Origin of the sequence: Sphingobium sp. LB126, from assembly GCF_002795205.1 — a bacterium.
GTDB classification, from domain to species: Bacteria; Pseudomonadota; Alphaproteobacteria; order Sphingomonadales; family Sphingomonadaceae; genus Sphingobium; species Sphingobium chungbukense.
In genome coordinates, this window is record NZ_NETV01000002.1 from 849158 (window position 1) to 863462 (window position 14305).

Annotated in this window: 11 protein-coding genes; 9 read left to right on the plus strand and 2 right to left on the minus strand. The window is 62.3% G+C overall.

Going from position 1 to position 14305, the window contains the following annotated elements; genetic code table 11:
* Positions 1-36: 36 nt before the first annotated feature.
* Both CAF53_RS19960 and CAF53_RS19965 read right to left on the minus strand, forming a co-directional pair.
* A protein-coding gene (locus CAF53_RS19960; RefSeq protein ID WP_100237303.1) for an IS5 family transposase occupies positions 37-794 on the minus strand; the annotation gives its coding sequence in 2 pieces (ribosomal slippage) (positions 37-458 and positions 458-794; 759 coding nt in all).
* Between the two features lie 219 nt (positions 795-1013).
* Entirely contained in the window at positions 1014-2138 is a 1125-nt protein-coding gene (locus CAF53_RS19965) for a helix-turn-helix domain-containing protein (RefSeq protein WP_100239330.1), read from the minus strand.
* Between the two features lie 86 nt (positions 2139-2224).
* Here CAF53_RS19965 and CAF53_RS19970 point away from each other — a divergent pair, with 86 nt between their 5' ends.
* From CAF53_RS19970 to CAF53_RS20010, 9 genes are all read left to right on the plus strand, one after another.
* The gene (locus tag CAF53_RS19970) at positions 2225-3541 is read left to right on the plus strand and encodes a TetR/AcrR family transcriptional regulator (RefSeq protein ID WP_100239331.1); all 1317 of its coding nucleotides are present in this window, start codon (positions 2225-2227) and stop codon (positions 3539-3541) included.
* Positions 3542-3857: 316 nt separating this feature from the next.
* On the plus strand, positions 3858-5957 hold the full coding sequence (locus CAF53_RS29090; protein ID WP_197707492.1) for a TonB-dependent receptor: 2100 nt from the start codon (positions 3858-3860) through the stop codon (positions 5955-5957).
* A gap of 49 nt (positions 5958-6006) precedes the next feature.
* Positions 6007-7722 carry an AMP-binding protein gene (locus CAF53_RS19980; RefSeq protein ID WP_242443534.1) on the plus strand — a complete coding sequence of 572 codons (1716 nt, stop codon included), beginning with the start codon at positions 6007-6009 and terminating at the stop codon, positions 7720-7722.
* 37 nt (positions 7723-7759) lie between these two features.
* The gene (locus tag CAF53_RS19985) at positions 7760-9043 is read left to right on the plus strand and encodes an acyl-CoA dehydrogenase family protein (protein WP_046764273.1); all 1284 of its coding nucleotides are present in this window, start codon (positions 7760-7762) and stop codon (positions 9041-9043) included.
* A gap of 43 nt (positions 9044-9086) precedes the next feature.
* Positions 9087-10142, plus strand: coding sequence for a phosphotransferase family protein (locus tag CAF53_RS19990; RefSeq protein WP_100239334.1), 1056 nt, complete (start codon positions 9087-9089; stop codon positions 10140-10142).
* 16 nt (positions 10143-10158) lie between these two features.
* Positions 10159-10941, plus strand: a complete 783-nt coding sequence (locus tag CAF53_RS19995; RefSeq protein WP_100239335.1) for an SDR family oxidoreductase — start codon at positions 10159-10161, stop codon at positions 10939-10941.
* Between the two features lie 28 nt (positions 10942-10969).
* Positions 10970-11749, plus strand: coding sequence for an SDR family oxidoreductase (locus tag CAF53_RS20000; RefSeq protein WP_100239336.1), 780 nt, complete (start codon positions 10970-10972; stop codon positions 11747-11749).
* 43 nt (positions 11750-11792) lie between these two features.
* Positions 11793-13835 (plus strand): 3-hydroxyacyl-CoA dehydrogenase NAD-binding domain-containing protein, encoded by a 2043-nt coding sequence (locus CAF53_RS20005; RefSeq protein WP_100239337.1) that lies wholly within the window; start codon positions 11793-11795, stop codon positions 13833-13835.
* Complete coding sequence (locus CAF53_RS20010; protein WP_242443535.1) at positions 13832-14284, plus strand: MaoC family dehydratase; 453 nt, start codon at positions 13832-13834, stop codon at positions 14282-14284. The genes CAF53_RS20005 and CAF53_RS20010 overlap by 4 nt, the downstream gene beginning before the upstream one ends.
* The last annotated feature ends 21 nt before the right edge of the window (positions 14285-14305 follow it).

A 14305-nucleotide genomic window follows, 5' to 3' on the forward strand; every position in this document is an offset into this window, starting at 1 on the left:
CTCAAGTCCATAACAGTCTCTAAGGTCTGTGGACATTTACCGACAAGCGATGAGTGTAGCGATTAGGTTGAGGTTGGCTTTGAAGCTGCCATCGGTTTTGTCGTATCTGGTTGCGATACCACGAAATTCCTTGATCTTGGCGAAGTAGTTTTCGACGAGGTGGCGCCATTTGTACATTTGGGCGTCGTAGTCGATGCAAGCTTTGCGATGCTTGCGCGGCGGGATGACGGCTTGCGCCTCTCGTTCGGCGAGTTCCGTGCGTAGCCAATCGGCGTCAAAGGCCTTGTCAGCGAGCAAGGCGTCGAACGTCAGCCCCTCGATCAACGGCCTGACGCCCATGATATCGTTGCGTTGCCCCGGCATCAGAACAAAACGCACCAGATTGCCCAGCGCATCGACCAGAGCCATGATCTTGGTCGTCAGCCCACCCTTCGATCTCCCGATGGCCTGATTGTGAGTCCCCCTTTAGCGCCGGTCGCCTTCTGGTGAACGGAAACAATCGTGCCATCGATGAGCGCATATTCCATATCGGGATCGTCCGACACAGCCTCGAAAAGCCGGTCGAACACGCCATCGCGCGCCCAGCGTCGAAACCTGCGGAAGTTGCTGTTCCAATTGCCAAACCCGGATGGAAGGTCGCGCCACGGCAGACCCGCGCGAACCCGCCAGAATACTGCCTCCAGAAATAAGCGCGTGTCCGCCGCCGTCACACCACGGTCTGTCACTTTGCCGGGAAGCAACCCCTCAAGTCGTTCCCACATCGCATCACTGATAACAAAACGGTTCGGGTCCATGTTCGCGCTCCCAAAAGGAGCTTGAATCACTTCTCAGCCAAAAAGAAAATCCCTATTGTCCACAGACCTTAGGGGTGTGTGGGGATTCAGCCCATGGCGGGCTGAATCCCCACACACCCCTAGAGCGGCCGATCTGATCAAATCAGATCGGCCGCTCTATTTCTTTGTTTTGCCGCGATTTCTTAACCGTCTGATGATGCCATCCGACTGGAAATCGCTCTAGCTTTCGCACAGTCGACGTTGCAGCCGATACGCCGTCGGCGACATGCCGAGCCAGTCGAAACAGGCGCGCCACAAACTGCGCCGGTCCGAGAAACCGAGATCATAGGCGACGTCGTCCAGATTCGCATCGGTCGCGAGCAAGGTACAAAGTTTCCGCATCCGAACCTCGCGCGAGAGTTCACGAAAACTTGTGCCTTCCTGCGTGAGTCGACGTTGCAGGGTCGCCGCGCTCATACCAAGCTTATGGGCCGCCACACGTTGATGGGGTATCTCATCCCGCATCAGCACACGCAGTTCGTTGACCAGTGAACTCGACGCACCTGAATCCGTCGCGTGAGGCGGCTTTTCCGCCATTTCCATGAAAACGGACGATTCATGGAAGGAAAAACTCTTGTAGCGGCGCACCCCCAGCGGCAGATCGAGTATCTCTTTCGGATAGATCATGGAGACCCCGGTCCCCTGCCTCCAGCTGCTCGTCGCCAGGCCCGTCAGGAGCGATTCCTTGCGATCGCCCAACAGGCTCGACAATCTCATGCGCACAGGTTCAATCGCTCTGCCCGTTCCCCAGACCAATACACAGTGGAACACCAACGCGATCAGTTCGACGTAGATTTCGCCGCGTTCGGACAGGTCGTTCATCGCATAGGTGACGTGGACGCCATCGGTGCCGTGTCCGACCGAGACGGTCATTCCGGATGGAATCACCTGTACGAAATCACAGAAGCGCTTCAGCCCCTCATCCACCGAATCCATGTGATTCACCGCGGTGAAGATCATGGTCCAGCTGCCTTTGGGCAAGGGAAGCGGCGTGCACCCGTGACCTTCGTCATTATATTTGAAGATCCCGTCGACGCACAGATTCCAGAAGTCGACGCGGGAAATGCTTGCCGGCATCTTGCCCTTGGCATCGCATAATCCAGCGCCGAGCAGCAACGCATGCGCGCGTTCCCGTCCGAAAAACGTCTCGACATAATGGATCGAAAGCTGTTCCGCTCCGAAGCTTACTTCGTTACTCGTGAACAGCGCGGGACGATGACTGCGAAAATCACCGGCCCGCACCGCTGAGCCGAGCATCGCCGAATAGCTGCGTGCATTCTCTGCACCGCATGGGTTCGCTTTCATATCCAGCCTCCCTTCCGGCGATCCTCATATAACGAGACCGCCTCTTGCAATAATTAGTACTATAAGACAAAAATGGGGCCGGAGCAATGCCACTTCGGCCGCGTCAACAGAGGGAAGATCGAAACGTGCCCGCACTCCGCCGCCCTCCCCTGACCCGGAACTCGCTCACAGAAGCACATAGACCGAAGAGAAAGCCTGCGCAGGCAAGGTCCGTCGACACACGCAAAAGGATCATCGAAGGTGCGATCCGCGTGCTGGCCGATCAAGGCATTGCGGGCATAACGCACCGTGCGATCGCCCGCGCCGCAGATGTCTCCCTCGCATCAACCACATATCATTTCACCGGCAAGTTCGACATCTTGGCCGCGGTGTCGCAGGCGATGCTCGACGAGGACAGGTTGCTGCTCCCACGGCCAGATCTGGTCAACCCGGAATGGCAATCGGAAGAATTCCATCCCCGATCCCAGGTTCTGCAATTCCTTCTCGAAGCTACCGGCGCATTGCGCGTGCGGTGCACATGCTGGACGGAGATCATGCTGGACGCCCCCCGCCATGCGGAATCGCTGGGTCTGGCGCATCGATGGTTTGCAGCGGCGGCGGAAATCTGGCGTGAATGGTCACTGACCGTGGGTGGCAGCGACGGCGCGCTGGCCGCTCGATCCTATGGCGATGTCACGGCCGGGCTGTTGCTTTTCGTGCTGGTGCTCCGCCCTTCGGAGGATGATCTTCGCGCAGTGTTCAACGCCGGCGAAGACCCCCTTGATCGTTGGCGACGGCATGAGGAAACACCGGCCGCCAAACCAGCCCGGCTGAGCGGCAAATCGGCGGTGACCCGTGAAGCCATTCTCGCGGCAACGATGGATGAACTGGTATCGAAGGGCCAGACGGCGATCGGCCTGAAGGCGATGGCCAGCAAGGCGGGCCTGTCGCCATCGGGCGCCTTTTACCACTTCCCGACGACCGCCAGCCTGATCGCGGCGGCACAGCACCGTTTGTTTGAAAATGCGAAGAACCGCTATCGTACCGTCGCCCCGCTGGATCGCGGGCACGAAAGCCTGGAAGAGCTGATCGACCGGACCACCGTCATCTTCTTCCGCGAGGCGACCGAATATGCGCGGGAAAGTCTGGCGATCTACCGGGTCTGGCTTGAGGCCAGTCGTCAGCCGTCGCTGCAATCCGCGATATGGAACGACATCGAGAATCAGCACAGTGCCTGGCGACGTCTTTTGACGCCGATCTCATCGTCGCTGCGGCCGATCGATCCACTACTGTCCCAGGCATTGTTCACCGGGAAGCTGATCCGGCTGGTCGCTACCGGCTCGCAAACAGAGGACCTGGCCAACGTGCGCCGCGAGTTCGCGCATGATCTGACATTGATCACGTCGGGCCGATTCTGGCTGTAAATTCAATCCGCACGCCATCTGGCGAGCGCTTACGATCCATGCCGAGCGACGGCACAACTTTCCTTGCGGCAAATTGCGACGTCGCTCGTGCGATCAACCATCATTCTCCCTCCGCCGGAAATCGATAGAACACGAATCAGCACAAAAAGATAAAAATCTTGGAGGGGTTAATATGTCGAAAGGTTCATACATCATTGTGCTGCTCTGTGGAGCAGCGGTTACGGAATCAGTCCATGCGCAAGCGCTTGACGCGCAGGCACAGGCTCAGGCTCAGAGCGCTCAATCGTCCGGCGCCGGGCAGCTAGGGGATATTGTGGTGACGGCATCTCGCCGAAGCGAGACGATCCTGAAAACGCCCATCGCGGTTTCGGCCTATTCGGGCGATCGCCTGCGGGCGGCCCAAACAGTGGCGCTCACCGATCTGGTTGGTCCCAATCCGAACCTTCAGATCGGCAATTCCTATAACTCGGCGAATGTCGCGATCCGCGGTATCGGCAACGGCTCGTCGATCAATGCGGGTTCGGACGCGGGCGTCTCCATCCAGGTGGACGGCGTCTACATGGCTCAGCCACTGCTGACATTGTCGACCTTCCTGGACGTCGCGCGCGTCGAGGTATTGCGCGGACCGCAAGGCACGCTGTTCGGCCGCAACGCGACCGGAGGCGCGATCAACATCATACCGAACGAGCCGACCAAGGATGTGCATTATGGCATCGACATCACAGCAGGCATAGACCCCGGCAGGATCAACAGCACGGGCTACATCAGCGGCCCGCTCGATGCATCGGGCACATGGACGGCCCGCCTCTCCGCGCAGCAGACCTACAATCGCGGCTACACCCGCAATCTGGCGACGCCACAAAACTACGCGCCGGGCTATTCGGACAATCTGGTCACGACCAATCCTTCGAACCGGCTCGACGATGCCAACAACCAGTCCGTGCGCGGCCAGATCAAGTGGGAGCCTTCCGACAGTTTCAACGCCCGTCTGCTGGTCGAATATCAGCGCGACCATTCCGATGGCCCCGCCGTGTTCCTGGAAGGCACCCCCGATCCCGCCCAACCGCTCCCCGCGATCCTGGTCGGACAGCCCACCGGAAATGTCAGCAAGCGCGAAGTCTATAATAATGAGGGCCTCAGGCGGATCGAGGGCAAGAATGTGAACCTGACCCTGAACTGGGCGTTGGGCAGCGGCAATGTGAAGATGCTCGGTTCCTATGCAGATGCCGACATCCACAATATCCAGGACGGCGACGGCACCGGCGCGCTCCACACCTATTCCGACTTCAAGAACCGCACCCATCAATATTATGGCGAGTTGCTGTACACGTCCGAACCGGACAAGCCCTTCACCTATATTCTGGGCAGCAATTTCTTCCACGAAAAGCTCAAGCAGGACATCTCCGTTCCCATCAGCCTGCTGCCCATGCCAGTGGATCTGGGCGCGAGGATCAACACCACCTCCTATGCCTTTTTCGGCCATGCCCAATATGCGTTCACGCCGGAGGCCAAGATCTTCGCCGGCCTACGCTACACGCACGACAAGAAGGTCGATCTGGACGACTATAACAATTATATCGGCATTCTGCCCAGGCAGAGCACGTCGTCGAGCGAAATCACCTATGAAGTGGGGACTTCCTATGCCTTCAGCCCAACGCTTGACGGTTATGTGAAATATGCGACCGGCTATAAGGGCGGCGGCTTCTCGGCCGGCGGTCTTGCTCCCGCGTTCAATCCGGAAAAGAACAGCAACCTCGAAGCCGGCCTGAAGGGCTTGTTCCTGAACCGGGCGCTGCAGGCCAACCTCGCCGCCTTCCACATGAAATACAAGGATCTGCAGGTTAACCAGATCAACGGCGCATCGACGCAGGTCGTCAACGCCGCGAAGGCAACCATCTATGGCTTCGAGGTCGAAACCGTCATCCGGCCCATCGAAGCGCTGCGGTTCGAAGTGTCGGGCGCCTATCTGCACGCGACATTCGACCGCTTCCGGACGGGCGATCCCGCCCGGCCCGACCTGGGCACGATCGACCCGGACGGTACCCGCCGGTTCGACCTCGACGGCAACACTCTTCCACAGGCGCCCAAGTTCAGCGTCAGCGCCGGCGGTTATTACGACGTACCGCTATCATCGGGCAAGATCACCCTGGGTGCCCGCTATGACTGGAAGTCGAAGCTGTATTTCAGCGAGTTCAACATCCCCGTATCCTCGCAGGCAGCGGCGGGCAAACTCAACCTGTCCCTGAACTATGAAAGCGCGGACCGCCGCGTGACCGCGAGCCTGTTCGCCAAGAACGTCACCAACAAGCAGGTGAGGTCCAACGTGATCGTCGTGTCTGCCCTGATCGGCTCGCTCGCGCTCAGCCAGTATCAGCCGCCCCGGCAGATCGGCGCGTCGTTCGGATACCACTTCTAGAAGAGAAATGACCCAGACCGATGTCGACCGACCATCAGAGGAACGGAGAATGATGCAATCCTGGCCGGTAATGTCACTCAAGGACGCAGAAGCACAACTCTGCGTTCCCGGCTCCCGCTTTGAAATCGGCACGGCGCTTATCAATGGTCGCGAACTGCGGACATGGGCGCGCCTGCCCGCCACCATTGCGGATCTGGCGAGGGAGGTGCAGGCCGAACATGGCGAGCGGGAATTCCTGGTCTTCAATGACGAGCGCATCACTTATGACGGCTGGTTCCGGGCAGTCGCCAAGCTGGCGGATCATCTGGTGCGGCAGGGCGTGCGGCCGGGCGATCGCGTCGCGCTTGCGATGCGGAACCTGCCCGAATGGCCGGTGGCATTGTTCGCGGCAGGCCTGTGTGGCGCGATCGTCGTCCCGCTCAATGCGTGGTGGACGGGTGACGAGCTTCGCTACGCGCTCGACCAGTCGGGTTCCACGCTGCTCCTCTGCGATGAGGAACGGCTGGAGCGCCTGACAGCAGGGGACCCGGCGTTCACCGATCGCATGAAGGTGATCGTTTCGCGCTCGTCCCGCCCGGACGTCGCATCGCTGGAAAGCGTCATCGGCTTGCCCGCCGGCTATGGTTCGTTGCCCGTTCTGCCGCTGCCCGCTGTGGCGATGGCGCCCGACGATCCGCTGACCATCTTCTACACCAGCGGCACGACCGGCCGGCCGAAGGGCGCGCTGGGCACTCATCGCAACATGCTTTCGGGCCTGCTTGCAGGCGATTTCATCGCCCAGCGCGGCGCCTTGCGCCGAGGCGAGCCGGCTCGCGAGCTCCCGCCATCGGTCACGCTGATGACCATTCCGCTGTTCCATGTCACCGGCTGCGCATCGCTGCTGATGTCCGCCCTGGCCTGCGGCGGCAAGATCGTGCTGATGCACAAATGGAATCCAGTGGAAGCCATGTCCCTCATCGAGCGGGAGCGCATCACATCGGCCGGCGGCGTTCCGACGATCGCCTGGCAGTTGATCGACAGCCCCGATCGAAGCCGATATGATCTGAGTTCGCTCGACTATGTTCCCTATGGCGGCGCACCCGCCGCCCCGGACCTGCCCGTTCTGATCCAGCGCGAACTGGCGGCCGTGCCTTATAATGGCTGGGGCATGACGGAAACGTCGGGCACGATCACCGGGCATAGCGCGGAAGACTATCTAAACCGGCCCGACAGTTGCGGACCGCCGCTGCCGGTGGACGAGCTGCGCGTCACGGATGAGGCGGGCCAGGACGTCCCGATCGGCGAGATCGGGGAACTGCGCGTGCGGGGACCGCAGATCGTCATGGGATATTGGCGGAACCCCGAAGCCACAGAGGCGACCTTCGGCGACGGCTGGCTGCATACGGGAGACCTGGCCCGGCTGGACGAGGAGGGATTTTGCACCATCGTCGGCCGCAGCAAGGATGTCATCATCCGAGGCGGCGAGAATATCTACGCCGTAGAGGTGGAAAACGCGCTGTTCAGCCACCCCGCCGTGACGGACGCGGCGGTCGTGGCGCTGCCCCATGACCGGCTGGGCGAGGAACCGGCCGCTATGGTCCAGATCGCGGACGGGCATACCCCCGCAGAGGAAGAGCTGAAACTGTGGCTGCGCCAGCGCCTGGCCGCGTTCAAGATTCCGATCGTCATCCGATTTCACGACGGACCGCTGCCACGAAACGCGAACGGCAAGGTCCTGAAGAACGAGGTCCGCCTGCTTTTGCTGGCCGAGACCCTGCAAGACTGAATCCGGACCATCACGCCAGATCACCAAGGGATATATAATGGATTTCTCACTCACCGCCCGGCAGTCGTCATTTCGCGATCGTGTCCGCGCCTTCATAGAGACCAATGTCAGGCCGCGCCTTGCCGACTATGCGGCCGAGGTGGCGACCGAGCCGAGATGGAAGGTCATCGAGGTCATCGAGGAACTCAAGCCGCTAGCCCGTCGAGCGGGCCTGTGGAACCTGTTCATGCCCCCCCACTCGGGTCAGGAGCATGTCGATAGCAGCTTCGTGTTCGAGGGCGAGCAACTGACCAATCTCGAATATGCCTTGTGCGCGGAAGAGATGGGGCGGGTCTTCTGGGGATCGGAGGTGTTCAACTGCTCGGCCCCCGATACCGGCAATATGGAGGTGCTCCATCGCTACGGCACGATCGACCAGAAGGAGCAATGGCTTCGCCCGCTCATGAATGGCGAGATCCGCTCCGCCTTCCTGATGACAGAGCCCGATGTCGCCAGTTCGGATGCCACCAACATCCAGACGTCGATCCGACGCGATGGCGACCATTATGTCATCAATGGCCGCAAATGGTGGTCGACCGGCACCGGCGATCCGCGCTGCAAGGTCGCGGTGGTCATGGGAAAGACCGATCCGAACGCGGAGCGCCATCGCCAGCAGAGCATGATCCTGGTGCCGATGGATGCGCCGGGCGTCCACATCAAGCGGATGCTGAACGTCTATGGCTATGACCATGCCCCGCATGGACATGGCGAAGTCGTGCTGGAGAATGTGCGGGTTCCCGCGGCCAACATGCTGCTGGGGGAAGGGCGGGGGTTCGAAATTGCCCAGGGGCGGCTGGGACCGGGCCGCATCCACCATTGCATGCGCACCATCGGCGTCGCGGAGAATGCGCTGGAAGCCATGACCCGGCGGCTGCTTTCCCGCCAGGCGTTCGGCAAGCCGATCGCCAGCCATTCGGTGTGGGAACAGCGGATCGCGCGCGCGCGCATCGACATCGAAATGACCCGGCTGCTCTGCCTGAAGGCGGCGGACATGATGGACCGCGCCGGCAACAAGAGCGCGCAGACCGAAATCGCGATGCTGAAGGTCCAGGCCCCCACCATCGCGTGCCAGATCCTCGACGACGCCATTCAGGCGCATGGCGGCGCGGGCGTGTGCGACGATTTCGACCTGGCCTTCGACTGGGCCAATACGCGGACGCTGCGTCTGGCCGACGGACCGGACGAGGTCCATGCGCGGGCGATCGCGCGAGCGGAGTTCGGGAAGTTCAGGGAGGTCAGGGCCGACGGCCCTACCAGCGGCACGATCGGGGTCTCCCGCTGATGATGTCCACGCGCACCCGTTTGCGTCGCAACGGCCGTTCGACATGAGCGCGATATCGGAACCGGCGGCCGTCGGAACCGCCATCGACCTGGACAGGTTGGCGACGTGGATGGGCACGCATGTCGCTGGGTTCGCGGGGCCGATCACGCTCGACAAGTTTTCGGGTGGCCAGTCCAACCCCACCTTCGCGCTCGACACGGCGACGAAGCGCTACGTGCTTCGTCGCAAGCCCGCAGGCGCCCTGCTCGCCTCCGCTCATGCCGTGGATCGCGAATATCGCCTGCTGAGCGCGCTGCATCCGGAGGGCTTTCCGGTGCCACGACCGATCGCGCTGTGCGAGGACGAAACGGTGATCGGATCGGCCTTCTACGTCATGGAGCGGGTCGATGGGCGGACGTTCTGGGATGGAAAGCTGCCCGATCATGAACCAACGGAGCGGCGCGAGATATATGAGCAGATGGTCGCAACTCTCGCGCGGCTCCATCGCTTCGATCCCGCTCAGGTGGGCTTGACCGATTATGGCCGACCCGGCAATTATTTCGGGCGGCAGGTGGCGCGCTGGAGCCGGCAATATCGCGCGGCGCAGACGGAGGACGTGCCGGAAGTCGAGAAGTTGATGGATTGGCTTTCGCGTACGGTGCCGGAGCAGTCGTCGGCGACGATCATTCATGGCGACTACAGGCTGGACAATCTCATTTTCGATCCGTCCGGGGGGAAGGTCGCTTCGGTCATCGATTGGGAACTGAGCACGATCGGCGATCCCCTCGCCGATTTCAGCTATTTCGCGGTCCACTGGATCATGCCCGCAGACGGTCTGGCGGCGCTGGGCGAGGTGGATCTGGCCCCGCTGGGCATCCCGTCGCTGGAGGACATCACCGACCTTTATTGCGCGTTGAGCGAGCGTCCGCGCGTCGCGAACCCGCACTGGTACTTCGCCTTCAACCTCTTCCGGATCGTCGGCATCGTCCAGGGCATCCGCAAGCGCATCATCGACGGAACCGCCTCCAGCCTGGAGGCGGAAAGATCGGCCGCAAAACTCGTACCGATGGCCCGCCTCGGCTGGGAACAGGCACGGATCGCGGGAGCACCCAACCTATGAACAGCCGGAGTCAATCATGAGCAAGCTTTTCGACCTCAGCGGCAAGGTCGCCATCGTGACCGGGTCATCGCGCGGCATCGGCCGCGCCATTGCGGAAGCGATCGCCGACGCGGGCGCGCGGGTCGTCATCTCCAGCCGCACGCAGGCGGCGTGCGACACGGTGGCGGACGGCATCAACGCCCGGCTGGGGGAGGACCGCGCTTTGTCGATCCCTGCCGACATCGCAGTGAAGGAGGATGTGCGCGCGCTTGTCGCGGAAACCGAAAAGCGCCTCGGCCCCGTCGATGTCCTTGTGTGCAATGCGGCGGTCAGTTCGCATTATGGCCCGACGCTGGAAATCCCGGACGAGGAATTCCACAAGATCATCAACAGCAACATCCTGTCGACCCATTGGCTCGTGCAGCAGGTCGCGCCCGGAATGATCGAACGCAAGGCAGGGTCGATCGTGGTCGTGGCGTCGCTCGGCGCCTATCTCGGCTCCGGCACGATCGGCACCTATCATCTGTCGAAGGCCGCCGACCTGCAACTGGTCCGCAACCTTGCCGTCGAACTGGGCCGGCACAGCATCAGGGTCAACGCCGTCTCACCCGGCATAACCAGGACGGATTTCGCCAAGCGGCTGTGGGAAGACCCCCATGGCGAGGAAATGCTGCTCAAGCGCACCCCTCTGAACCGCGTCGGCGAAGCCACCGACATGGCAGGCGCGGCCGTGTTCCTGGCAGCCGATGCCAGCGCCTTCATGACCGGCCAGTCGATGATCATCGACGGCGGCATGGCGATCGGCCCGGCACGAAGCTGACGCATCAGGACAAAGGCAGGAACAGGCAATGCGCAAGCTCTTCGATCTCAATGGCAAGGTCGCCATAGTCACAGGCTCGTCGCGCGGGATCGGCCGCGCCATTGCGGAGGCGCTGGCGGACGCGGGCGCCCGCGTCGTCATCTCCAGCCGCAAGCAGGCGGCATGCGAGGAGGCAGCGGCCGCCATCAACGCGCGCTGCGGTGAAGCGCGCGCGCTGGCCGTCGAAGCCAATATCTCCAGCAAGGCGGCGTTGGAGGCGCTGGTCAAGACCACGGAAAACAGGCTCGGCCCGGTCGACATCCTGTTCTGCAATGCGGCGTCCAACCCCTATTATGGGCCGACGCTGGGCATCAGCGACGACCAGTTCCGCAAGATCCTGGAAAACAACATCATGTCCAACCACTGGCTGGTGCAACTGGTGGCGCCGGGGATGGTGGAGCGGCGGTCGGGCAGCATCGTGATCGTCTCTTCGATCGGCGCCTATATCGGATCGGACGTGATCGGCACCTATCATATGTCGAAGGCGGCGGACCTGCAGATGGTGCGCAACCTCGCGGTCGAATTCGGGCCGCACAGGGTCCGGGTCAACGCCATATCGCCGGGTGTGACGCGCACCGATTTCGCGCGGGCGCTGTGGGAGGATCCGGCGGCCGAGCAGGCCTTCAGCCGCCAGATCCCGCTGCGCCGCATCGGCGAGCCGGAAGAAATGGCGGGCGCGGCCCTGTTCCTGTCGTCGGACGCCTCCTCCTATGTGACCGGCCAGTCGATCATCGTGGATGGCGGCATGACGATCGGACCCGTCGCGTGACCCGCATGACTCGGGACGAAGACCTTATTGGAAAAGAGAGACCATGATCGAAACCCATCGCCACGGCCCGGTTCTGAGCATCCAGATCGCCAACCCACCCGTCAACGCGCTGTCGGAAGCGGTCCGGCGCGGAATCCATCAGGCGATAGAGGCGGCACAGAAGGACGATAGCGTGTCCGCCATCCTCATCCATGGCGGCGGACGCATGTTCTGCGCGGGGGCCGACATCACGGAATTTGGCAAACCCCTGGCGGAGCCGGGACTGTCCACCGTGATCGACGCGATCGAGGCCAGCGCCAAGCCGGTCGTCGCGGCGATTCACGGGTCGGCGCTGGGCGGCGGTCTGGAAGTCGCGCTGGGCGCCCATTATCGGATCGCCACCGCCAGCGCGAAGCTGGGTCTGCCGGAGGTGGCGCTGGGCCTGTTGCCCGGGGCCGGTGGCACGCAGCGTCTTCCCCGTCTGATCGGCGTTTCCGCCGCGCTGGACATGATCGTTTCCGGGACGCCCATTTCGGGCAGCAAGGCGCAGGAACTGGGCCTGATCGACCGGATCGTGGCGGAGGATGATCTTCTGGAAGAAGCCGTGGCCTTCGCCGCGACGCTGAAGGAACCGCGCGCGACCGGCGAAAGGACGGTCGCATTCGAAGCCGACGAGTTCGATCGGTTCGTCGAACATAATGGCCGCAAGATCAACGGACTGGACGCCCCCCGCGCCTGTATCGAAGCCGTCAGGGCGGCAACGACGCTGCCGCTTGCCGCGGGTCAGGAAAGGGAACGCGCGCTGTTCCATGAACTGATGGACGGCGCCCAGTCCCGCGCGCTGCGCCATGCCTTCTTCGCCGAACGCGCCGCCGCCAAGATCGACGACCTGCCGAAGGATGTCGCCCTGCGCCCGGTCGGAAAGGTCGGGGTGATCGGCGCCGGCACGATGGGCGGCGGCATATCGATGAATTTCCTGTCCGCAAGCATCCCCGTCACCATCGTCGAGATGGCGCAAGAGGCGCTGGATCGCGGCACCGGTCTCATCCGGCAAAATTACGAGGCGACCGCTGCCAAGGGTCGGATGACGAACGCGCAGGTCGAGGCCGCCATGGCCCTGCTCACCCCTACGCTCGATTTCGATGCCCTCGCGGACTGCGATCTCGTCATTGAAGCCGTGTACGAGAATATGGACGTGAAAAAGGAAATATTCGCCCGGCTTGACGGAATCGCGAGGCCAGGTGCCATTCTCGCGTCGAACACCTCCTATCTCTCGATCGACGAGATCGCGCAAGCCACCACTCGCCCGCAGGACGTGCTGGGCCTGCATTTCTTCTCGCCGGCCAATATCATGAAGCTGGTCGAAGTGGTGCGCGGCGCGCAGACCGCGCCCGATGTGCTGGCCACCGGCATGTCCATCGCGCGCAAGATCGGCAAGGTCCCCGTCGTCTCGGGTGTATGCTTCGGCTTCATCGGCAACCGGATGCTCGACCCCCGCCTCGAAGGCGCGATGGACATGTTGCTGGAGGGGGCGACGCCCGAACAGATCGACCGCGTCTCGGTCGCGTTCGGGATGCCGATGGGCCCGTTGCAGATGATCGACCTCGCCGGCGTGGATATCGGCTGGCACCGCGACCCGACGCGTATCGAAAGCCTGCGCGATGCGCTGAACGCCGTTGGCCGCTGGGGCCAGAAGGCGGGCGGCGGCTTCTACGATTATGACGGGAAAAGGCGCCCGTCCCCCTCCCCTGCGGCGAATGCTATCATCGATGAGTATCGATCGAGGGCGGGCATCACCCCACGCGCCATATCCGACGAGGAAATCATGGTGCGCACGATGCATGTGATGGTGAATGAAGGCGCCAAGATCCTGAGCGAGGGCATCGCCCAGCGCGCGTCCGACATCGATATCGTCTGGATCTACGGCTATGGCTGGCCGCGCCATACGGGCGGGCCGATGTTCTGGGCGCAACAGACGGGGCTCAGCCATGTCGTGTCCGCGCTCGAACGCCATGCCGACCGGCTGGGCGATGACTTCTCCCTGTCCCCGAGATTGGTGGAGGCGGCGCGCAACGGGCTGACGCTCGACGGGAAACAGGCCGGGTGAGCGAGACGCTGGCACGCTTGCAGGCCGAACTGGGCGTCACCCGCCATTCGGACTGGCTGACGGTCGATCAGGCTATGATAGATCGTTTCTCCGACGTAACGATGGATCGGCAATATATCCATGTCGATCCCATCCGCGCGCGCGAAACTCGCTTCGGCGGCACGATAGCGCATGGTTTTCTGATTCTGTCCCTGCTGGCCCATCTGGAGCAGAAAATTGCCGAGGCGCGATGGCCCGATGTGCAGATGGGGGTGAATTACGGCTTCGACCGCATCCGGTTCGTTGCGCCGGTACGGGCGGGAAGCCGCATTCGCGCCGCCTCCACCCTTGCGAGCGTCAGGGAAAAGTCGCCGGGACAATTTGAACAGTCGCTGGATATCCGCGTCGAAGTGGAAGGCGAGGAAAAACCCGCCATCGTGGCGCGGTGGATCACCCAATATTTCATATGACCTGAAGGTCTGCCGAGGAGA